This window comes from Paractinoplanes abujensis (genome assembly GCF_014204895.1).
GTDB classification, from domain to species: Bacteria; Actinomycetota; Actinomycetes; order Mycobacteriales; family Micromonosporaceae; genus Actinoplanes; species Actinoplanes abujensis.
Genome location: NZ_JACHMF010000001.1, coordinates 6,071,539 through 6,091,539, shown reverse-complemented (window position 1 = coordinate 6,091,539; position 20,001 = coordinate 6,071,539). Strand labels below are relative to the sequence as shown.

Genomic DNA, 20,001 nt, shown 5'->3' with positions numbered 1-20,001 from the left:
GGTATCCCCTGATCGTGGTTACCATCCGCGTTCATGGCGACCGCTGATCCCACTCCCGGCGTACGGCCGGGGGCCGTTCTGCCGCGGCGCGTTCTGGCCGGATACTCGCTGGGTTCGCTGGTCACGGGCGCCTTCGGAACGGTGCCGGGTTTACTCCTCCTGCCCTATCTGACCGATACGTTAGGTGTGGCGGCCGGCGTCGCGGGTCTGCTCGTGCTGCTGCCGAAGGCGTGGGACGTGCTGGTCAACCCGGTCGCCGGGCGGATCTCCGACCGGCGCGGCGACCGGCGGCCGTTCCTGCTCGGGGCGGGCCTGCTGCTGGCCGTGCTGTTCGCCGCGATCTTCGCCGGGCCGGTGAGCAGCGGGGCCGCCGCCGGTGCCTACGTCGCCCTCGCCTTTCTGGCCGCCGCCACCGCCTACGCGTTCTTCCAGGTGCCCTACGTCGCCATGCCGGCCGAGCTGACCGACGGCTACGCCGAGCGCACCCGCCTGATGACCTGGCGCGTCGCCGTGCTGGCCCTGGCCATCCTGATCTCGGGCGCGCTCGCCCCACTGGTCGTCGAGCAGACCGGCGGCGGCCTGACCGGGCACCGCTGGTCGGGCCTGTTCGTCGGCGCGCTCATCGTCGTCGGCACGCTCGGTGTCTACTTCGGAACCCGCTCGGCCGAATCCCGTACGGTCGAGGCGGTCGAGCCCGACCTGCGTGCGCAATTGCGCGTCGCCGCGGCCAACCGTCCGTTCCGGGCACTGCTCCTCCTCTGGATCATCCAGGCGGTCGGGATCGGCACGATGCTGGCCGGCGTGCAGTATTTCGCCGACCACGTCGTCGAACGCGACTCCGGGGCCACCTTCCTGTTCGCGGCCTTCGTCGGGCCGGCCCTGCTGGTCATGCCGCTCTGGACCCGCGCCGGCCGCCGCCTCGGCAAGCCCGCCGCACTGGCTGCCGGGTCGCTGCTCTTCGGGGCGGGTGCCCTGGCCCTGCTGGCCGCGCCCGCACTGCCCCCGGTGGCCGTCTATCTGATCGTCGCGGTGATCGGCGTCGGCTACGCCGGGCAGCAGGTCTTCGCGATGGCGATGCTGCCGGACTGCATCGCCTACGACACCGAGCGCACCGGCCGGCGCCAGGCCGGCGTCTTCACCGGCCTCTGGACCGCGGGGGAGACCCTCGGACTCGCGCTGGGCCCCGGCCTTTACGCACTGCTCCTCCAGCTCTTCGGATACGTCTCGTCGTCGACCGGCGAGGCGGCCCGCCAGGACGACACCGCTCGTCTGGGTGTGCTGCTCGGTTTCACGATCGTCCCCGCCCTCCTGGTCGGCCTCGCGGTGGTCTTGCTCCGCGGCTATCGCGACGTCATCCGACACCGGTGAGCGCGACCCGGACAGCGCCTTCGGCACCGGGTCTTTCGGCGGTCCCCACGCCCGCCGTCCTGGGATAGCGTGATCGCCATGGTGGAGGCGCTGCCCGAGAAGGGCGTCCCGGGGGAGCAGATCCTCGCCGAGCTGAGCGAGCTGCGAGCGGCCGACCTGCCCACGCACGGCGGCCGGCTCTTCGCCTATGTCTACGACCCCGCCCTGGACGGGCTCGACGAGCTGGCCCGCCAGGCCCATGCGATCTCCGACCACGTCAACGGCCTCGACCCGACCGCGTTCCCGTCCTTGCTGGCCATGGAAAACGCGCTCGTCGGGGCGGCGGCGCGACTCCTCGGCGGCGGCGACGGCACGGTCGGCAGCGTCACCAGCGGCGGCACCGAGTCGCTGATCCTGGCCGTCAAGGCCGCCCGTGACTCCCGGCCCGAGCTCACCACCCCGCGCCTGGTGATCCCGTCCACTGCCCACGCCGCGTTCGCCAAGGCCGCGCACTATCTGCGGGTCGCCCTCGACGTCGTGCCCGTCGGCGCCGACCTGCGCGCCGACCCCGCGGCCGTCCAGGCCGCTGTCGACGAAGACACCGTGCTGGTCGCCGCGTCCGCGCCGTCCTACGCCCACGGCGTCGTCGACCCGATTCCCGAGCTGGCTGCGATCGCCGGCGAGCGGGGCGTGCGGTTCCACGTCGACGCGTGCTTCGGCGGCTGGCTTCTGCCCTATCTGCGCCGCCTCGGGGCCGGCCTGCCCGCCTTCGACTTCACCGTCCCCGGCGTCACCAGCATCTCGGTCGACCTGCACAAATACGCCTACGCGCCGAAGGGTGTCTCGATCCTGCTGCATCGCGACGAGGCGCTGCGCCTCCCGCAATACTTCGCGTATGCGGGCTGGCCCGGCTACACGATGATCAACCCGGTCATCTCGTCCACCCGCTCCGGCGGCCCGATCGCCGCGGCCCTGGCCACCCTGCGCCACATCGGCGACGCGGGCTACCTCGAGCTGGCCGCCCGCACCCGCGGGGCCGTCGCCACGCTGGCCGAGGCGGTGCGCCGGACCGGCGGCGTGCGCCTGTTCGCCCCACCCGAGACGAGCGTCGTCTGCCTGGCCGCAGACGACGTCGACGTCGACCTCTTCGTCCTGGCGGACGAGCTCGCCGCGCGCGGCTGGCACACCCAGCCCCAGATGGCGTACGGGGACATGCCCGCCACCATCCACCTCACCGTGACCGCCGCCGTGGCCGGCACCGCCACCGACTTCGGGCCCGATCTCGCCGCGGCCGTGACCGCCACCCGCGCGGCCGGTCCCGCCGACGTGCCACCCGCCCTGCTCGAGGCGGCCGGCGCGCTCACCCCCGAGATGGTCACGCCCGAGCTGATCGCCGGCTTGGCCGAAGGGCTCGGGCTGGGCGGGGGCGACTTCACCCGCATGGCCGCGGTCAACTCGCTGCTCGACGTCGCCCCGCCCGCGTTGCGTGAGGCCCTGCTGACCGGCTTCCTGAGCCTGCTCCAACGCCCCGGCCGCGCGACGGAGTAGGTTGACGTCGTGGCCGGTCTGCCAGGAGTGCTCGGGGAACCCATCCGGTTCGTGCTGAACTGGGGGCGGCGCTATTCGCTCTGGGTGTTCAACTTCGGGCTGGCGTGCTGCGCGATCGAGTTCATCGCGTCCAGCATGAGCCGCCACGATTTCATGCGCATGGGCGTCATCCCGTTCGCGCACGGCCCGCGCCAGGCCGACCTCATGGTCGTCTCGGGCACGGTCACCGACAAGATGGCCCCCGCGATCAAGCGGCTCTACGACCAGATGCCCGAGCCCAAATACGTGATCTCGTTCGGCTCCTGCGCGAATTGCGGCGGCCCCTACTGGGACTCCTATTCGGTGACCAAGGGCGTCGACCAGATCATCCCGGTCGACGTCTACGTGCCCGGCTGCCCGCCCCGGCCCGAGGCGCTGCTGCACGGCATCCTCCGCCTGCAGGAAAAGATCGCCGGCGAGCAGTCCGGCCCGGGCGGCGTGCCCCGGCCCGATCCGCTGGCGTTAACTGCCCCTTTGGTGACTCCGCCGCGGGCAAGTGGGGACTAGTGTCCGCACTATGACGGACCAGTCGCGCGCGGACTTCATCATCGACGTTCTGACCAGGGAATTCGGCGAGTTGATCGCCATCGATCCGGCCGCTTTCCGGCGCAAGTTCCGCAAGATGGCGGCGTCGCCGTTCGCCTTCTACCGGGGCAGCGCGTCGCTGTTCTACGCCGACCTGTCCGGCTCGGGCAACGACACCTATGTCGACGACAGCTTCCTTGACGAGCGCACCAGCCGCGTCTGGATCCACGGCGACCTGCACGCCGAAAACTTCGGCACCTACATGAACGCCTCCGGGCACCTCGTCTTCAACGTCAACGACTTCGACGAGGCGTACGTCGGGCCCTTCTCCTGGGACCTCAAGCGCTTCGCGGCCAGCGTGGCCCTGCTCGGCTACTCCAAGGCCCTGTCCGACGAGCACATCAGCGCGCTGGTCACCGGCTTCGCCCAGTCCTACCTGACCGAGTTGCGGGCCATCGCGCTCGGCGGCGACGACGCGATCGGCTCGATCACCCTGGAGAACGCGGACGGGGCGCTGCGCCGCGTGCTGCAGGAAGCCCGGCTCAGCACCCGCATCGACCTGCTCGGCGCGCAGACCACGATCGACGACTACGAGCGCCGGTTCACGCTGGCCGACGGTGTCTTCGAGGTCGACGAGCCCACCCGGGCCGCGGTGCTCGAGGCGTTCGAGCGTTACCTGCCGACGTTGCCCGAGCAGAGCCGCCCGGTCTCGACCACCATCAAGGACATCAAGCTGCGCAAGGGCGTCGGCATCGGCTCGGCCGGCCTGCCCTCGTACAACCTGCTCCTCGAGGGCCACACCGAGGCGCTCGAAAACGACGTGATCATCTATATGAAGCAGGCGCAGGTCCCGGCCGTCGCGCGCTGGATCGACGACGAGCGTGTCCGGTCCTACTTCCAGCACCAGGGCCACCGTACGGCCGAGTCGCAGCACGCGCTGCAGGCGCACGCCGACTCCTGGGTGGGTTACACGACGCTCAACGGCGTGGGCCAGCTCGTCGCCGAGGTCTCGCCGTATGCGGCCGACCTGGACTGGTCGGACGTCAACGAGCCCGAGGAACTGGCCGGGGTCATCGCCGATCTGGGCCGGGCCGTCGCCCGCATGCACTCGGTGGCCGACGACGAGTCCAGTCACGACCTGGTCGACTTCTCGACCGAGGAGGCGATCGTGGCCGAGGTCGACAAGGACGAGGCCGGTTTCGTGCAACACCTGGTCGACTTCGCCCACCGTTACGGTGACCAGGCCCGCGAGGACCACCAGGATTTCGTCGACGTCTTCCGGAACGGCCGTCTGACCGGGCTGTGACCGGCGAACTCCTAAGATGACCCCATGACGCCTGAAGAGGTCGGCGAGCGCCTGGTCGCGCTGCTGACGGACGACTCGCCGGACGCGCCTCCGGGCGAGATCGTCGCCGGCCTCTCGGGCGGCGGCCCCGGCCACACCCGGGCCGTGGTCGACGTGCCGGTGGCCCGCTGGTGGGAGACGGTGGGCACGGCCAAGCACAACGGCGCCCTCGGCTGTGACTACTTCGACTGGCTGTCCGCCGTCGACGAGCTGGACGACGGGTTCCGCGTGGTCGCGCATCTCTGGTCGATCCGCCGCCACCACGCGCTGCTGCTGCGCACGCTGGTGCCCCGCGACAACCCGGTGATCGAGTCCGTCGTCGAGCTCTTCCCCGGCGCCGCCTGGCACGAGCGCGAGACGTTCGAGATGTTCGGCATCACCTTCGCCCGCCATCCCGATCTGCGTCCGCTGCTGCTGCCGCCCGGTTTCGAGGGCCACCCGCTGCGCAAGGAGTTCGTGCTGGCCTCCCGCGTGGCCAAGGCGTGGCCCGGCGCCAAGGAGCCCGGCGAATCGGTGGCCGGCACCTCCAAGCGGGCCCCGATGCGCCCGCCCGGCGTCCCCGACCCCAAAGAGTGGGGGCCGCGGGCGGGGGAGGACGCCTGATGCCGATCTGGCTCGACCTCATCGTCCGGGTGGTCGCCGTCGTCGCGGCCTTCCTGGTGCTGCCGCTCGTCGTCGGTCAGGCCGAGCACAAGGTCATGGCCCACATGCAGGGCCGCCTGGGCCCGATGTATGCGGGGGCCTTCCACGGCTGGGCCCAGCTCGTCGCCGACGGCGTCAAGTTCGTGCAGAAGGAGGACGTCGCCCCCGGCGAGGCCGATCGGCGGGTCTTCCGGCTCGCCCCGATCGTCGCCCTGTTCCCCTATCTGCTCGTGCTGCTGGCCATCCCGCTCGGCCCGGACGGTCTGGTCGCCCAGGGGCTCGACGTGGGCCTGTTCTTCGTGCTCGCGGTGCTCGGCATCGGCGTGCTCGCGGTCCTCATGTCCGCCTGGGCCTCCGCCAACAAGTACAGCCTGCTCGGCGGTCTGCGCGGCGCCGCTCAGCTGCTCGGTTACGAGCTGCCGCTGGTGCTGGCCGCGGCGAGCGTGGCCATGGCCGCGGGCACCCTCAGCCTGCCCGGCATCGTCGAGGCCTGGCGCCCGTGGTGGCTGCTCTGGCAGGCCCCCGCCGCGATCGTCTTCTTCGTCGCCGGCCTGGCCGAGATCCGCCGCCCGCCGTTCGACATGCCGATCGCCGACTCCGAGCTCGTCTTCGGCTACATGACCGAATACACCGGTCTGCGCTTCGCGTTCTTCCTGCTCGCGGAATACGTCGGCATCATCGTGATCGCCGCGCTGACCACGGTGCTGTTCCTCGGCGGCTGGCACGGCCCGCTCGCCGACCAGCTCGGCTGGCTGTGGACGCTCGTGAAGATCTTCGCGGTCTCGTTCGTGATCATTTGGCTGCGCGTCAGTTTCCCCCGGCTGCGCGAGGACCAGCTGCAGAGGCTCTGCTGGCTGGTCCTCGTGCCCTTGGCCCTGGCTCAGCTGGTGCTGACCGCAGCCGTCAAGGTGCTCACGTAGCCGTCAAGGTGCTCACGTAAGCGTCAACCTGCTCACGTGAGCAGCGTGACCGAGTAGTCGTTCGTGGTGCCGCTTGCGGTGTAGGTCGCGGTCTGGCCGTTCGCGCAGTACGACACGAACACGTTGCCGGGCACGCTGTCGCCGGCCGTCGCGTTCACCAGCGGCCGCACGTCCACACCCTCGGCGAACGGGGTGGAGGCGAGGTCGACGATCCGCCACTGGTTGATCGGGTAGGTGTCGGTGGGCGCGGAGAGCTGCCCGTCCCGCGTGGTCAGCTGGAAGTTGATCGTGAACCCGCCGTTGTTGACGACGGCCACCTTCTGCACACACGGTTCCGCCAGCGCTTGCGGTGCCGCCGCGGCGGGCGAGGCCAGTGCTCCGACAATTCCGGCCGATCCCACGAAGGCCAAGGCCAGTCGTCCGGTCCTGCTCATACGAAGACTCTCCGTTCACTCGGATGAAGCGGTCAGCCGTGTAGTAACCGGACACCCGGGCATGAAACCGATGAACGTCTATATAAAATGCTTTTACTGTTATCCACTCTGAAGATTAGAAAAACCGCTTCCCGTACGCATCGTCGACTCCCATAGCGGCGCAGGTCAGCGCCCGCGACCGCCCAGCTGGTCCACGCGGCCAGGTGGCCGCGAACGGCCGTAGCGCGCGACCGGGATGTTCCCGATGGTCACGCGAAAGGGCTCAGAGGTTGCGCGGGCGGACGGCGCTGAGGGGGATCGCGATCGGCCACGGACGTTCGAGCCGGATCGTGTCGTCACCGTCGAAGGAGCCGATCGGCTCGTAGGCCGTCGTCTCGGTGTTTAGCTCGTAGGCCGCCACGGAAAGACCGCCGCCGGTCTCGATCAGCCAGTAGAACGGGATGCCGGCCTGCGCATAGTAGGTGGGCTTGGTCACCCGATCGGCGTTTTTGGTGCTCGGCGAGACGATCTCCACGGCCAGGACGACGTCTCGGGCCGCGAACTTGCCGGTGCCCGACCTGGCGGCTTCGAAATTCGCCACCAGCAGGTCAGGGATGTACGTCCGGTCGGGACTCAACACGATGTCGTTGGCCAGACTGACGAAGAGGTGCTCGGGGCAAGACGCGGACAGGAAATAAAACAGGAAGCCGGAAAGGGCCTGATGAATGCTCGAAGGCGATGGGGTCACGTGGAGTTCTCCGTCGTAGATCTCGCGACGAATGCCGTCCTCGGGCGTCCGATCGAGATCGGCGGCAGTCCACCCGCCCTGAGGCGGCATGTCGCTGGTGGCAGCGGTCATGCGATGCCTCCTACGCGCGGAAAAACTGACCCCGCGATGAGCTTACCGGAAGATTCGGTGGGGGTGTGCTCGCATCAAATGGGGCGACGGGGCAGGATATGCGTTTGTGAGTGACGACGGGGAGCGCAGCACGCCCGGGAAGGGCCTCGTGCAGGGGCTTGCCGTCACGCTCAAGACGATGACCCAGCGGTCGACAACCCAGCAGTATCCGGATGTCGAGCCCGAGCTCCCCCCGCGCAGCCGTGGGGTGATCGCGCTGCTCGAGGAGAACTGCACGGTCTGCATGCTGTGCGCCCGCGAGTGTCCCGACTGGTGCATCTACATCGACTCGCACAAGGAAGAGGTCGTGGTCCCCGGCGCGGCGCGCTCGCGTCAGCGCAACGTGCTCGACCGGTTCGACATCGACTTCTCGCTGTGCATGTATTGCGGCATCTGCATCGAGGTCTGCCCGTTCGACGCGCTGCACTGGACCCCCGAGTTCGAGTACGCCGAGACCGACGTCCTCGATCTGCTGCACTCGAAGGACCGCCTGGGCGAGTGGATGCGTACGGTGCCGCCGCCCCCGGCCCACGACGTGCTCGGCGAGCCCTCGAAGGAGGAGGCCACGGCGGCCCGTAAGGCGGCCGGCCCGGGCGCGGCCACGGCGGCCAAGACCGCGCGTCCCGCCGCCCGGCCCCCGGCGAGGGCGGCTGAGCCGGGCGAACCGGAGCAGGAGCGGTGACCGTCGCGGACGCGCTGATGCTGGCTCTCGGCGCGATCGCGGTGGGCTCCGGCGCGCTCGTCGTCACCAGCGCTCACCTGGTCCGTGCGGGCTTCTACCTGGTGGTCAGCCTGGGCGCGATCGCCGGGCTCTATCTGGTGCTCGGCGCCGAGTTCGTGGCCTGGGTGCAGATCCTCGTCTACGTCGGCGCGGTCGTCGTGCTGCTGCTCTTCGCCGTCATGCTGACCCGGGCCCCGATCGGACCGTCGAAGGATCTCGACCGGCCCGCCCTCCCGGCCGCGATCATCGGCGGCGGTGTCGGGCTCGGCCTGACGGTCCTGCTGGTGGACGCCTTCCGCTGGACCGAGTTCGAGTTGCCCCCGCCCGGTAACGGCCGCCGCGTGGGCGAACAGGTCTTCGGCGCCTGGGTGCTGCCCTTCGAGGTGCTCTCCATCCTGCTGCTGGCCGCCCTGGTCGGCGCGATCGTGCTGTCCCGGCCCGACATCGGCGCCCGCCCCGGCCCCGACGCCGGCACCGAGCCGTCGCTCCCGCCGGGCCCGGTCGGGGAGTCGCCCGAGGTGGCCGCCCGCCTGGAACGCATCGCCGCCCGCCAGGCCGCCGCCCAGTCCCGGCTCCGGGCCCAGCGCGCCGCCGAACGCGCCGCCGCGGGCGAGGACGCGCCGAGTGGCGCCCTCGAAGAGGCCGCGGGACGACGTGGCGGCGCCCCGCAGGGGGAGGCCACCCGCGAAGACGTCCTGAAGGACCAGGCCCGGGACGTCGTCTTCCGCGCCCGCGAGGCAGGCCCCAAACTCGGCGAGCCCGACAATCCCGAATTGCCGGCCGGTGAGGTGGCCGGCCGCAGGGTCATCGAAGGGACGAGCACGGAGACGAGCCGAGACCGCCCCGCCCTGCCCAGCGCGGAACCGTCCGCGGGCGGCAAGGCGCTGCCGGGCCGGGAACGGATCCAAAGGGCACTACCCAGCCGCGAGGACGAGGGGGAGTGATGCACGCGGTCATCCCGTACGTCGTAGCCGCCCTGCTTTTCGGTCTGGGTGTCTACGGCGTGCTCCGGCGGCGTAACGCCATCCTCGTGCTGATGGCCGTCGAACTCATGCTCAACGCCGTCAACCTGATCCTCGTGGCGGCCGACAGCACGATCAAGTCGTCGCTGGTCGGCGTGCCGTCCGAATCCTGGGCCCACGCCACGGCCGAACCGCGGGCGGGCGCGATCTTCGCCCTGTTCGTCATCGTGCTGGCCGCGGCCGAGGTCGGGGTGGGCCTGGCCATCGTCCTGCAGTATTACCGCCTGCGCCGCGCGGTGGTCCTGGACGAGGTGGCGCTGCACGAGCACGACCACGAGCAGGTGCCTCGATGACCGCGGCCGCGCTGATCCCTGGCGTGCCCCTTCTCCTGGGCCTCGCCGGCTTGTTGCTGCCGATGGAGAACCGTCGCCGGCCCGCGGCGGTCCTCGGGATCACCGGCGCCGCCGTCGCGCTCCTGGTGACGCTCGGCGTCCTGCTGGTGCAGGACAAGCCCGTCGAGTGGTCGGCACACTGGGTGAGCCTGGGCGACATCCAGCTCACGCTCGGTGTCAGCGCGGGCCACGCCGCCCTCTACATCGCCCTCGCCGTCTGCGCCGTCGCCCTGGCCGTCCAGGTCTACTCGGTGGCCTACCTGCACGACGACCCCCGCTACGCCCCGTACGCGGCGCAGATCAGCCTCTTCACCGGCGCGATGCTCCTGGTGGTCACGAGCGGTGACCTGATCACGCTGCTGATCGGCTGGGAGGTGATGGGCGCCTGCTCGTACCTGCTGATCGGCCACGACCGGCGGCTGCCCGAGGCCCCGGCCGCCGCGGTCAAGGCCTTCCTGGTCACCCGGGTCGGCGACGTGGGTTTTCTGCTCGGTGTGGCGTTCCTGATCGTCGACGCCCGCTCCAGCCAGATCGCCGTCGTGCTGGCCGAGCCGCCGCACGTCGCCGCGCTGATCCTGATCCTGGCCGGGGTGGCCGGCAAGAGCGCCCAGTTCCCGCTGCACACGTGGCTGCCCGACGCGATGGCCGGCCCCACCCCGATCTCGGCCCTGATCCACGCGGCCACGATGGTCGCGGCCGGGGTCTACGTCGTGTTCCGGCTCTATCCGCTGTACGACCGGTCGCCGGCCGCGCTCGCCGTCCTCGGGGTGATGGCCGCGATCACGATCCTGCTCGGGGCGCTCAGCGCGACGGCTCAGGACGACCTGAAGCGCGTGCTGGCCTGGTCCACGGTCAGTCAGATCGGCTACATGACCGGCGCGCTGGCCGTCGGTTCGCCCGCCGCCGCGCTGTTCCACCTGCTCACCCACGCCGCGTTCAAGGCCCTGCTGTTCCTCGCGGCGGGCGCGGTGATCCACGCCGTCGGCACCAACTATCTGTCCCGCATGGGTGGGCTCCGCGAGCACATGCCGGTCACGTTCTGGTCGTTCGTCGTCGGGTTGGGCGCGCTGGCCGGGCTGCCGCCGCTGGCCGGCTTCTGGTCGAAGGAGAACGTGCTGACCGCGGCCGCGCACGCCACCGAGGGCGGCGGGGCGACCCCGGTCTGGGTGGGCTGGGTGGTGTGGGTGGCCGCGCTCTTCGCGGTCGCGATCACCGCCTGGTACGCCACCCGCCTGCTGCTCCGGGCCTTCTTCGGGGTCTCGCGGGCGCACGGCCCCGACGGGCCCGACTGGGAGGTCGGTTTTGACGACGCCCGCTACGCCCAGCCCGCCGCGCCGCACGACCCGCCCGGGCTGATGCGCTGGCCGATCCTGGTGCTGGCGATCCCGTCGGCGCTGCTCGGCCTGGCCGCGTACGCGCCCGGTTTCCGCAGCGCCCTCGAGCTGGAGGATCCGCACCTCGGCGTGGCCATCCTGCTGCCCCTGGTCCTGCTGGCGGCCGGAGCGACGGCCGCGTGGTGGCTCTGGCGCGCGGTGCCCGGCGTCGACCCCGCGCTGGCTCTGGGCCGCGCGCGTCCCCTGCTGGCGTCCGGTTTCCGGCTCGACGAGATCCAAGACCGTTTCCTCGTACGCCCGGCCCGCGCGCTGGCCGAGGCGGTCACCACGGCCGACACCAAGGTCGTGGACGCGACGGTCGAGGGCACCGGCACCACCACCTCGACCGTCGGCGCGGCCCTGGCCTATGCCCATCGCATCCCGCTGCCCGCGGCGGCCGCGGCCGTCCTGGCCGGTGCCCTGCTCCTCGGCGCCGCCGCGGTCCTGTTCGGAGCGGCCGCATGAGCGTGGCCCTCGTTGCAGTGCTCCTCCTCCCAGCCCTGGGTGCGGCCGTGCTCGCGCTGTTCCCCGCCCGGAAAGATCAAGCCGCCCGCGTCACCGGCACGATCTTCGCCGCCGCCACGCTGATCCCCATCGTGGTCCTGCCGTTCGCGCGCGACGACGCCTGGACGTCCTACTCCGCCAACCCCCCGGCCGTACGCCCCTGGGCCGAGCTCGATCACCCCTGGGTGCCCGCCCTGCGTCTCGACTTCCACCTCGGCGTGGACGGCGTGTCCTACCCCCTGATCGCCCTGACCGGCCTGCTCACCCTGCTCTGCTGCGGGTACACGATGCGCAAGGTCCCGGCCGGTGGCACAGGCCGTACGCTCGTGGCTCTCCTGCTGGTCCTGGAGACCGGGATCCTGGGCACCTTCCTGGCCCTCGACCTGCTGCTGTTCTTCCTCTTCTTCGAGGTCGTCCTGCTACCCATGTACGCGGTGATCGCGGGCTGGGGCGGCGACGACCGGCGGCGGGCCGCCCGCAAGTTCGTGCTGTACACGCTTTTCGGCTCGGTGTTGCTGCTGCTCGGCGTGGTGCTGGTCGCCGTCACCGCGGGCACGGGCGACATCGTCCAGCTCACCGGGGGCACCGGCCTGAGCCGATCGGTCCAGTACGGCGCGTTCGCCCTGTTCGCGATCGCGTTCGCGGTCAAGGCCCCGCTCTGGCCGCTGCACACCTGGCTGCCCGACGCGCACACGCAGGCCCCGACGGTGGGCTCGGTGATGCTGGCCGGGGTGCTGCTCAAAATGGGCACGTACGGCCTGATCCGGATCGGGGTCGGGGTCACCCCGCTGGGCGCCGGGTGGGCCGCCCCGGTGCTGGGTGTCCTGGCCGTGGCGGCCGTGCTGGCCGGGGCGCTGATCTGTCTGCGCCAGACCGAGCTGAAGCGCCTGATCGCCTATTCGAGCGTGGGCCACATGGGTTTCGTGCTGCTCGGCATCGCCACGCTGACCGCCACGGGACTGCAGGCGGCACTGCTCGGCAACGTCGCCCACGGCCTGATCACCGGTCTGCTGTTCTTCCTGGCCGGCGCGATCAAGGACCGGGCCCACACCGGCGAGCTGGCCGAGCTGGGTGGCCTGCGCGAGTCGGCGCCCCGGCTGGCCGGCCTGTTCGGCTTCGCCGCGATCGCCTCGCTCGGCCTGCCCGGTCTGGCCGGCTTCTGGGGGGAGGCGTTCGCCGTGGTGGCCGCGGTCGAGCGGGGCGGCGGTCTGTGGGTCACCCTGGCCGTGCTGGCCGCGATCGGTGGCGCCCTCACCGCGGCGTATTTCCTGCGTCTGCTGCGCAAGCTGACGCACGGTCCGGCCCGGGGCAGCGTGTCCCCGGAGATCACCGGGACCGAGTGGCTGGCCTGGTCGCCGCTGGCCGCCTTGACCCTGGCCGTCGGGGTCGCGCCGGTGCTGGTGCTGGCCGCGACGAGCGCGCCGGTGCGAGCCCTGACGGAGGCCCTGCGATGAGGGCGCAGACCGTCGACCACGTCTCCCTGCTTCCCCTGTACGCCGCGGCCGGCACCGCGGTGCTGGTGCTGCTGGCCGATCTGCTGCTCGCCCGGCGTACGGCGGTCTTCGCCGCACTGGGACTGGGCGGCCTGGCCACCGTGGCCGGAGCGATCGTCACCGGTTCCCGCGCGGGGACGTTCTGCGACCCGACGGGCGGCGCCTGCTCGTGGGAGCCGAGCCCGCCGGCCGCGACGGCCGCGGTGGTGTTCGCCGCCCTGACCGTCGGCGTGCTGGCCCTCTCGATCCCGTCGTTGCGCCTGGGCACGGCCCCGGCCGGGGAGTTCTGCTTCTTGCTGGCCGCCTCGATGACCGGCGGCCTCGTGGTCGGCTACGCCGGCGACCTGATCACCTTGATCGTCGGCTTGGAGACGCTCACCCTGCCGCTCTACCTGCTGGTCGGTCTGCGCCGGTTCGCGCCGGGGGAGCGGGTGACCCCCTCGGCCGCCTCCGCCTCCGTCACGTTCTTCCTGATCAGCGTCGTCTCCACGGCGATCGCGCTGCTCGGGGCGGCCCTCAACTACGCGGCCACGGGTGCCCTGCACTTCGACCGCCTGGTCGACGGGGCCGGTCCCGCGGCCCCGGTCGCCCAGGCCGGGGTGGCCCTGCTGGTGATCGGTCTCGCCTTCAAGGTGGCCGCCGTCCCGCTGCACGCCTGGGCCCCGGCCACCTACGAGGGTGCTCCGCTGCCGGTCGCCGCCTACCTCTCCACGGCCTCCAAGCTGGGCGGTGTGCTGGCCCTGGCCGCGGTGGTGACCCGCCTCGACGCGGCGACCCTGACCGCGCTGCTGGCCCTGGTCACGATGACGGTCGGCAACCTGGTCGCGCTGCGCCAGACCCGCATGGTCCGCCTGCTGGCCTGGTCGTCGATCGCGCAGGCCGGTTACATCCTGGCCCCGCTGGCCCTGGGCGCCGACGGTGTGCGGGCCGCGGCCGCGTACGCGGTCTTCTTCGTGGTTCTCGAATTCATCGCGTTCGGCGTGGTCGTGGCCCTGCGCCCGGCGGGCGGGGACGGCGGCGACATCACGTCCTATCGGGGTGCCGCCCGCCGCTCCCCGTGGCTGGGCGCCGCCCTCGTGCTGGCCCTGGCCGGTCTGGCCGGGCTGCCCCCGGGCCTGGCCGGCCTGTTCGCCAAGGTCACGATCGTGGACGCCCTGATCGACGGCGGTCAGACCTGGCTGGCCGTGATCGTGGCCCTCAACGCCGTGGTCGCCCTGGCCTACTACATCCGCGTGGCCGCCCTGCTCTACGCCGCCCCGCCGCGCGTCGGCATCGCGGTCGCGGACCCCGCCCTGCTCGAGGCGGCCACCCACCCGCGCCCGGCGGTGACCCGCCCGGTGGCGGCCGCCCTGATCACCGCGGCCGTCGTGGCCGTCACCCTCGGTTTCGCCCCGCAGTTGCTGTTCGACGCCCTGTCATGACCCTGCCCAACACGTACGAAGTGGCTCTCGGCGACGGCCGGGTGCTCCGTTACTGCCTGTACGGCCCGGCCGACGGCGTCCCGGTGATCTTCCACGGCGGGTCGCCGAGCAGCCGGTGGAAGCGGCCCGACGTGCTCGACGTGATGGAGCGCAGCCGGCTGCGCCTGCTCGTGTACGACCGGCCCGGCTACGGCGGTTCCACGCGCAGCCCCGGGCGGACGGTGGCCGACGCCGCCGACGACGTCCGTGTGCTGGCCGACGCGTACGGGTGGGAAAGGTTCGGGGTCTTCGGCGGCTCGGGCGGTGGGCCGCACGCGCTGGCCTGCGCCGCCCGGCTGGCCGAGCGGGTCACCCGGTGCGCGGTGCTGTCGGGGATCAAGCCGGGCGGCCCGCCGCGCGAGGAACCGGCCGTACGGGAAAAGACCGTCGAGCACTCGAGGTCGGTGATGGCGCAGGTGGCGGCGGGCGGGCCCGAGTTCATCGGCGAGCCCGGGCCCCCCGCCCGCGACGACCCGCTGGCCATGGCGCGGTTACGGGCCACGTTCGCCGACAGCATCGACGGCTGGGTCGACGACACGCTCGCGTTCAGCCGGCCGTGGGACTTCGACCCGGCGACCATCACCGCCCCGGTCGCGATCTGGCGCGGCACGAACGACACCGCGGTGCCCGCCGACCACGCCACCTGGATGCTCGGTCGCATCCCCGGCGCGGTGGAGCACGTCTACGACGGCGGGCACCTGCCCGGCCCGGTCACGTACTCCGAGATCTACGACTGGCTGGCCGGCTGAGCACGGCCCGCCCGGCCAGCAGCAGCGCCAGCACCCCGAACCCGGCCGTCAGACCGGCCAGCGACGCCACCCCGGCCACCAGCAGCGGACCGCCGGCGTCGCCCAGTTCGCGCCCCAGCTCCGCCGTGCCCATCGTCTGCCCCAGCCGGGCCTCGGGGGTCGACGCGGCCAGGGCGGCGAAGGCGAGCGGGGTGATCAGGCCCGTGCCCACGCCGGTCAGCACGGCCGAGGCCAGGATGCCGGCCAGGCCGGGCAGCACCACCGCGGCCAGGCCGGCCGTGGTCAGCAGCAGACCCGCGAACACCCCGGTGCGGGTGCTGAGCCGGCCCTCGTCGAGCAGCCGCCCGGTGCGCGGCTGCACCAGCGCGGCGCACAGGGCCAGCACCGAGACCGCGGCGCCGGTGGCGATCACACCCAGACCGGCCTCGCGGCCCAGCACGGGCAGGAAGCCGACGGCCACCGACAGGGCGGCGGTCGCGGCGGCCAGCGCGCTCGTCGGGCCCAGGAAGGCGGGGTCGGCCAGCCGGCGGGCCAGGTCGACCACCGTCTGGCGGGTCTTGGGCAGGGGCGGCACCGAGGGCACCGCCACGGCGGCCCAGATCGCCACCGCGACGCCCATCACCGTCATGACCAGGAACAGCAGCCACAGGCCGCCCGCCCAGACCAGCACGGCGCCGAGCAGCGGGCCCAGCGTGTAGCCGATCGACTTGTAGAACCCGTACGAGCCGAACGCACGCCCGTGCTTGGCGGCCGGGTTGAGCCGGGCCACCAGCGCGGACGCCGACGGGGAGAACGCCGAGGCGGCCGCGCCCTGACCGAGCCGGGCCGCCCACAGCCAGCCGGGGTCGTCGGCGAGCACGTAGACGGCCGAGGCCGCGGCGAACGCGACCAGGCCGCCGAGCAGCACCGGGCGCAGGCCGATGCGGTCGGCCAGGCTGCCGAAGATCGGCTTGAGCAGCACCTCGGCGCCGTCGTAGAGGGCCAGCAGCGCACCCAGCATGATCAGCGAGGTGGCGCCGCCCAGGTTGGCCGCGATGGCGTGAGCGCCGAAGGCGGTCGTGAAGCCTGCCGCGTAGAGGGGCCACATGCGCACATGAGCACCGTACGGGTTCAGCCAACTCACAGCCTGACCGGGATGAACAGCCAGGTGAGCGACGTTCTTCAGAGTGCGTGGCCCTACCGGGTCACCTGGTTAAGGAGTCCCTGTTGCACAGCCATCACAACGGCCTCAAGACGGCCGCTCTGCTGGGTCTGCTGACCGCTCTCATCCTGGGCGCCGGCTATTGGCTCGGCGGCAGTGGCGGTCTGGTCTTCGCGGTTCTCATCTCGCTGGCCATGAACGCCGGCACCTACTTCTTCTCGGACAAGCTGGCCCTGCGGGCGATGCGTGCGCAGCCGGTCAGCGAGGCCCAGTTCCCCGAGCTCTACGCGATGGTGCGTGAGCTCTCGCAGGCCGCCCGGCAGCCGATGCCCCGGCTTTACGTGTCGCCCACGCCGCAGCCCAACGCGTTCGCGACCGGGCGCAACCCGCAGCACGCGGCGGTGGCCGTGACCGAGGGGATCGTCCGCCTGCTCAGCCCGCGTGAGCTGCGTGCGGTGATCGGGCACGAGCTGTCGCACGTCTACAACCGCGACATTCTCATTTCGAGCGTGGCCGGCGCCCTGGCCGGCATCATCACGATGTTCGCCCAGCTGGCGATCTTCCTGCCGCTCGGCGGGTCGGACGACGAGGACAGCCCCAACCCGGCGTCCCTGTTGCTCATGCTCATCCTCGGCCCGCTGGCCGCGTCGGTCATCCAGCTGGCGATCAGCCGCAACCGCGAGTTCCAGGCGGACGCGGACGGCGCCACGCTGACCCGTGACCCGCTGGCCCTGGCCAGTGCCCTCGAGAAGATCCAGTACGGCGCGCAGCGGCTGCCCCTGCCGGCCGACAACCGGCTCACCAGCGCGGCCCACCTGATGATCGCCAACCCGTTCCGCGGCGGCGGCCTGGCCAAGCTCTTCTCGACGCACCCGCCGATGGAGGAGCGTGTCGCCCGGCTGCGTCAGCAGGCCGGAGCCATCCAGTACGTTCGCTGATCCGTCCAATCAGGAGGGGCTGCTCACCTTCGAGCGGCCCCTCCTGTGTTTCCGGACACCACCCCCCATATTTCGGTCGTGTTGTGCGGGCCTCCGGCGTTAGGGTCGGGGAGCCGTAACAAGCGTTACCGAATGATGGGGGAGGCGGACACCGTGACCGCGTTGCGTCAGTATCTGGGCGTTTGGCAGCTGCCGGGCGGGCGGGTCCTGCTCAGCGTGGGCATCCTGGCCCGGCTCGGCATCGGCATGACCCCGCTGGCCCTGCTCCTGCTCGTGCAGCAGGCGACCGGCAGCTACGCGGCGGCCGGTCTGGCCGGCGGCGTCTACGCGCTCGCGGGCGCGGCCCTGAGCCCCGTCGCGGGCCGGCTGGCCGACCGGATCGGCCCGGCGCCGATCCTGGCCACCACCGCCGTCCTGCATCCGCTCGCGCTGGTCGCCCTCGTGCTGACCAGCCGGGGCGGTGCCGGGGTGCTGCCCTGGATCTTTGTGATCGCGGCCTTCGCGGGGGCCACCTATCCGCCGCTCAGCGCGGCCATCCGGCGTGCGTGGACCGACATGACCGAGCCCGGCAGCGGGCAGCATCACCTGCGGGGGGCCGCCATCGCCGCCGAGACCTCGCTGTTCGAGCTGGTCTTCGTGCTCGGCCCGATCCTGGTGGCGGCGTTCGTGGTGGTCACCAGCCCGGCCGCGGCCCTGCTGGGGGCGGCGGTGGCGACCCTGCTCGGCACCCTGTGGATCTCGCGGTTGCCGGTCATGCGCCGCCGTCACCGGGCCGAGAGCGACGACGCGGCCCGCGGGCTGGGCCCGCTCAAGGTGTCGGGTTTCCCGGCCCTGCTGGTCTGCGTGATCGCGCTCGGCATCGGGTTCGGCGCGGCCGGCGTCATCGTCCCCGCCTACGCCAGCCAGCACGGCGGCGGCGACGGCCTGGGCGGTGTCCTGCTGGGCATCTGGGGCGTGGGCAGCGCGATCGGTGGCATCTGGTTCGGCACCCGGCGCCCGGCCATGGAGCTGCCCCGGCAGTTCGCCTGGCTGCTGGGTGCGGTCTCGCTGAGCTTCCTGGTGCTGGCCTTCATGCCGAGCCCGCTCTGGCTGGGCGTGGCCCTGGTGCTCGGCGGCGCCGTGATCGCACCGGCCCTGACCGTCGAGACCAACCTGGTCGGCCGGCTCACCCCGCCGGCGATGTTGAACGAGGCGTACACCTGGGTCGTTACCGTCTCGGTGGCCGGCAGCGCCGCCGGCGGAGCGACAGCCGGCGCGATCGTCGACCAGCCGGGCGGCCTGGGCTGGGCGTTCGCCCTCAACGCGGCCGTCCTCATGGTGGCCGCGCTGGTGGCGGCCGTCCCGCACGGCTCGATCGCCCGCGCCGACCGCCGGGCCACGGCCCGCCTGAGCGAGGCCCTGGGCCGCTAGAGCGGCTTGACCAAGGTCAGGGCCTGGAAGCGGACGCCGGCCCGGTCGTCGTAGACGTGGAAGTCGAGCACTTCGAAGACCTCCCGGGCGTACTCCAGCAGCTGCCGGTCCGACCGGAACGAGAAGAACCGGGCCGGCACGTGCTGGTCGTCGGAGGCGACGCCCTCCTCCTGGTCGCCGCCGAAGACGCCCAGATAGAAGAGTCCGCCGGGGACGAGCACGGCCCGGATCGCCCGCAGCGCCGCGTCCAGGTCGGAGTTGGGCACGTGGAGCAGCGTGTTGAGCGAGTAGGCCGCATCGAACGACTCGGCGGGGAGGTCGAGCGCCATCAGGTCGCGGACGAGGGCCTTGATGCCTTTGGCCGTGGTCTTCTCCACCATGGCCGGGGACACGTCGATCGCCGTGACGTCGAGCCCCTCCTGCTGGAAGAACACGCTGTCCTGCCCGGTGCCGGAGCCGATCTCGAGCAGCGTGCGGGCGCCGGCGGCGCGCAGCCGGTCGAGGAAGGCGGCCCGCTCGTCGACCTTCCAGGCCGATTTGGGATGGGCGTCGCGCCGGGCCGCCTCGGTCTCCCCGTACGACGCGCGGTTGCGCGCGACCACCTCGGCGTAGGTTGCCGGACCGGCGTTCTCGAGGCGCAATCTCATGGTTTTCCCCCCTGCCGACTGTTCGTGCCGCTCGGATAGCCTGACCCGATCGACGGGGGTGCGTAAAGGAGCGACCGATGGCGAAAGAGGTCCGGGCCGACATCGAGACGATGCGAGCCGCCGACACCGATCGTCAGAAGGTCGCCGAACAGCTCAAGACGGCGCTCGACGAGGGCCGGCTGACCCTGCACGAGTACGACGAGCGGGTGGCCCTGGCCTATTCGTCCAAGACCTACCAGGAGCTGCTGATGCTCCTGACCGATCTGCCCCGCCCCGGTCTGAGCGCGAGCGAGGTGCGGGCCCGGCACGAGGCCGAGCAGCGCCGGGCCGCCCGCCGCATGCCGGTCGCGATGCTGGTGCTGTGGACCATTTGGGCGTCGCTGACGGTGGTCAACCTGGTGGTCTTCGCCCTCGTCGCGGCGGGCGCCGACGATGCGATCTACCCCTGGCCGGTCTGGATGGCGGTGCCCGGCGCGGCGCTGGCCGCGGTGACCGTCGGCGTCCAGGTCATCCGCCACCAGCAGCGGCACTGAC

The 20,001-nt window shown here is 72.0% G+C and carries 19 protein-coding genes and 1 pseudogene; 16 read left to right on the top strand and 4 right to left on the bottom strand.

Translation table 11 applies throughout. The features are described from left to right. The first annotated feature begins 33 nt into the window (after positions 1-33). The 6 genes from BKA14_RS27875 to BKA14_RS27850 all read left to right on the top strand — a co-directional run bounded on the left by BKA14_RS27875 (position 34) and on the right by BKA14_RS27850 (position 6,366). Positions 34-1,368: an MFS transporter gene (locus BKA14_RS27875; protein ID WP_184953781.1), complete on the top strand. Its 1,335-nt coding sequence runs from the start codon at positions 34-36 to the stop codon at positions 1,366-1,368. A gap of 78 nt (positions 1,369-1,446) precedes the next feature. Continuing rightward, on the top strand, positions 1,447-2,895 hold the full coding sequence (locus BKA14_RS27870) for a pyridoxal phosphate-dependent decarboxylase family protein (RefSeq protein ID WP_184953780.1): 1,449 nt from the start codon (positions 1,447-1,449) through the stop codon (positions 2,893-2,895). A gap of 9 nt (positions 2,896-2,904) precedes the next feature. Further along, positions 2,905-3,441: an NADH-quinone oxidoreductase subunit B gene (locus BKA14_RS27865; RefSeq protein ID WP_184953779.1), complete on the top strand. Its 537-nt coding sequence runs from the start codon at positions 2,905-2,907 to the stop codon at positions 3,439-3,441. Positions 3,442-3,451: 10 nt separating this feature from the next. Beyond that, positions 3,452-4,765, top strand: coding sequence for a DUF2252 domain-containing protein (locus BKA14_RS27860; RefSeq protein WP_184953778.1), 1,314 nt, complete (start codon positions 3,452-3,454; stop codon positions 4,763-4,765). 24 nt (positions 4,766-4,789) lie between these two features. After that, a complete protein-coding gene (locus BKA14_RS27855; protein ID WP_184953777.1) occupies positions 4,790-5,407 on the top strand; it encodes an NADH-quinone oxidoreductase subunit C in 618 nt (205 codons plus the stop codon). Beyond that, positions 5,407-6,366, top strand: coding sequence for a complex I subunit 1/NuoH family protein (locus BKA14_RS27850; RefSeq protein ID WP_184953776.1), 960 nt, complete (start codon positions 5,407-5,409; stop codon positions 6,364-6,366). Before BKA14_RS27855 ends, BKA14_RS27850 begins: the two co-directional genes overlap by 1 nt. 32 nt (positions 6,367-6,398) lie before the next feature. On the opposite strand, the gene BKA14_RS27845 is transcribed toward BKA14_RS27850, so the two are convergent. Next, positions 6,399-6,800, bottom strand: a complete 402-nt coding sequence (locus tag BKA14_RS27845) for a hypothetical protein (RefSeq protein ID WP_184953775.1) — start codon at positions 6,798-6,800, stop codon at positions 6,399-6,401. A 262-nt stretch (positions 6,801-7,062) separates the two neighbouring features. Further along, a complete protein-coding gene (locus tag BKA14_RS27840) occupies positions 7,063-7,638 on the bottom strand; it encodes a Uma2 family endonuclease (protein ID WP_184953774.1) in 576 nt (191 codons plus the stop codon). A 106-nt stretch (positions 7,639-7,744) separates the two neighbouring features. On the opposite strand from BKA14_RS27840, the gene BKA14_RS27835 reads away from it, so the two are divergent. The 7 genes and pseudogenes from BKA14_RS27835 to BKA14_RS27805 all read left to right on the top strand — a co-directional run bounded on the left by BKA14_RS27835 (position 7,745) and on the right by BKA14_RS27805 (position 15,331). Continuing rightward, entirely contained in the window at positions 7,745-8,359 is a 615-nt protein-coding gene (locus tag BKA14_RS27835; protein WP_184953773.1) for a NuoI/complex I 23 kDa subunit family protein, read from the top strand. After that, positions 8,356-8,871: pseudogene (locus tag BKA14_RS27830) on the top strand (NADH-quinone oxidoreductase subunit J family protein); the annotation flags it as partial. The gene BKA14_RS27835 and the pseudogene BKA14_RS27830, both read left to right, overlap by 4 nt. Before the next feature lie 470 nt (positions 8,872-9,341). Next, on the top strand, positions 9,342-9,713 hold the full coding sequence (nuoK, locus tag BKA14_RS27825) for an NADH-quinone oxidoreductase subunit NuoK (RefSeq protein WP_184953772.1): 372 nt from the start codon (positions 9,342-9,344) through the stop codon (positions 9,711-9,713). Continuing rightward, positions 9,710-11,590, top strand: coding sequence for an NADH-quinone oxidoreductase subunit 5 family protein (locus BKA14_RS27820; RefSeq protein WP_184953771.1), 1,881 nt, complete (start codon positions 9,710-9,712; stop codon positions 11,588-11,590). Before nuoK ends, BKA14_RS27820 begins: the two co-directional genes overlap by 4 nt. Then, positions 11,587-13,083: a complex I subunit 4 family protein gene (locus tag BKA14_RS27815; RefSeq protein ID WP_184953770.1), complete on the top strand. Its 1,497-nt coding sequence runs from the start codon at positions 11,587-11,589 to the stop codon at positions 13,081-13,083. The genes BKA14_RS27820 and BKA14_RS27815 overlap by 4 nt, the downstream gene beginning before the upstream one ends. Beyond that, entirely contained in the window at positions 13,080-14,543 is a 1,464-nt protein-coding gene (locus BKA14_RS27810; RefSeq protein WP_184953769.1) for an NADH-quinone oxidoreductase subunit N, read from the top strand. The genes BKA14_RS27815 and BKA14_RS27810 overlap by 4 nt, the downstream gene beginning before the upstream one ends. Further along, positions 14,540-15,331: an alpha/beta fold hydrolase gene (locus tag BKA14_RS27805; protein WP_184953768.1), complete on the top strand. Its 792-nt coding sequence runs from the start codon at positions 14,540-14,542 to the stop codon at positions 15,329-15,331. The genes BKA14_RS27810 and BKA14_RS27805 overlap by 4 nt, the downstream gene beginning before the upstream one ends. Here the strand turns inward: BKA14_RS27805 and BKA14_RS27800 are convergent. Further along, entirely contained in the window at positions 15,294-16,418 is a 1,125-nt protein-coding gene (locus BKA14_RS27800; RefSeq protein ID WP_184956996.1) for an MFS transporter, read from the bottom strand. The two genes, BKA14_RS27805 and BKA14_RS27800, sit on opposite strands and share 38 nt — an antisense overlap. A 119-nt stretch (positions 16,419-16,537) precedes the next feature. On the opposite strand from BKA14_RS27800, the gene htpX reads away from it, so the two are divergent. Together htpX and BKA14_RS27790 are read left to right on the top strand one after the other, a co-directional pair. Continuing rightward, positions 16,538-17,410: a zinc metalloprotease HtpX gene (gene htpX / locus BKA14_RS27795; RefSeq protein WP_184953767.1), complete on the top strand. Its 873-nt coding sequence runs from the start codon at positions 16,538-16,540 to the stop codon at positions 17,408-17,410. A gap of 153 nt (positions 17,411-17,563) precedes the next feature. Further along, complete coding sequence (locus BKA14_RS27790; protein ID WP_184956995.1) at positions 17,564-18,820, top strand: MFS transporter; 1,257 nt, start codon at positions 17,564-17,566, stop codon at positions 18,818-18,820. On the opposite strand, the gene BKA14_RS27785 is transcribed toward BKA14_RS27790, so the two are convergent. Next, positions 18,817-19,467, bottom strand: coding sequence for a class I SAM-dependent methyltransferase (locus BKA14_RS27785; RefSeq protein WP_184953766.1), 651 nt, complete (start codon positions 19,465-19,467; stop codon positions 18,817-18,819). The two genes, BKA14_RS27790 and BKA14_RS27785, sit on opposite strands and share 4 nt — an antisense overlap. A 77-nt stretch (positions 19,468-19,544) precedes the next feature. Between BKA14_RS27785 and BKA14_RS27780 the strand changes: the two genes are divergently transcribed. Then, positions 19,545-20,000 carry a DUF1707 SHOCT-like domain-containing protein gene (locus BKA14_RS27780; RefSeq protein WP_184953765.1) on the top strand — a complete coding sequence of 152 codons (456 nt, stop codon included), beginning with the start codon at positions 19,545-19,547 and terminating at the stop codon, positions 19,998-20,000. Position 20,001: the final 1 nt, after the last annotated feature.

Excerpts from the sequence above, each read along its gene's own strand:
- BKA14_RS27875 (WP_184953781.1), top strand. The coding sequence starts at position 34 with ATGGCGACCGCTGATCCCACTCCCGGCGTACGGCCGGGGGCCGTTCTG.
- BKA14_RS27870 (WP_184953780.1), top strand. The coding sequence starts at position 1,447 with ATGGTGGAGGCGCTGCCCGAGAAGGGCGTCCCGGGGGAGCAGATCCTC.
- BKA14_RS27860 (WP_184953778.1), top strand. The coding sequence starts at position 3,452 with ATGACGGACCAGTCGCGCGCGGACTTCATCATCGACGTTCTGACCAGG.
- BKA14_RS27855 (WP_184953777.1), top strand. The coding sequence starts at position 4,790 with ATGACGCCTGAAGAGGTCGGCGAGCGCCTGGTCGCGCTGCTGACGGAC.
- BKA14_RS27850 (WP_184953776.1), top strand. The coding sequence starts at position 5,407 with ATGCCGATCTGGCTCGACCTCATCGTCCGGGTGGTCGCCGTCGTCGCG.
- BKA14_RS27845 (WP_184953775.1), bottom strand. The coding sequence starts at position 6,800 with ATGAGCAGGACCGGACGACTGGCCTTGGCCTTCGTGGGATCGGCCGGA.
- BKA14_RS27840 (WP_184953774.1), bottom strand. The coding sequence starts at position 7,638 with ATGACCGCTGCCACCAGCGACATGCCGCCTCAGGGCGGGTGGACTGCC.
- nuoK (WP_184953772.1), top strand. The coding sequence starts at position 9,342 with ATGCACGCGGTCATCCCGTACGTCGTAGCCGCCCTGCTTTTCGGTCTG.
- BKA14_RS27820 (WP_184953771.1), top strand. The coding sequence starts at position 9,710 with ATGACCGCGGCCGCGCTGATCCCTGGCGTGCCCCTTCTCCTGGGCCTC.
- BKA14_RS27815 (WP_184953770.1), top strand. The coding sequence starts at position 11,587 with ATGAGCGTGGCCCTCGTTGCAGTGCTCCTCCTCCCAGCCCTGGGTGCG.
- BKA14_RS27810 (WP_184953769.1), top strand. The coding sequence starts at position 13,080 with ATGAGGGCGCAGACCGTCGACCACGTCTCCCTGCTTCCCCTGTACGCC.
- BKA14_RS27805 (WP_184953768.1), top strand. The coding sequence starts at position 14,540 with ATGACCCTGCCCAACACGTACGAAGTGGCTCTCGGCGACGGCCGGGTG.
- BKA14_RS27800 (WP_184956996.1), bottom strand. The coding sequence starts at position 16,418 with ATGTGGCCCCTCTACGCGGCAGGCTTCACGACCGCCTTCGGCGCTCAC.
- BKA14_RS27785 (WP_184953766.1), bottom strand. The coding sequence starts at position 19,467 with ATGAGATTGCGCCTCGAGAACGCCGGTCCGGCAACCTACGCCGAGGTG.
- BKA14_RS27780 (WP_184953765.1), top strand. The coding sequence starts at position 19,545 with ATGGCGAAAGAGGTCCGGGCCGACATCGAGACGATGCGAGCCGCCGAC.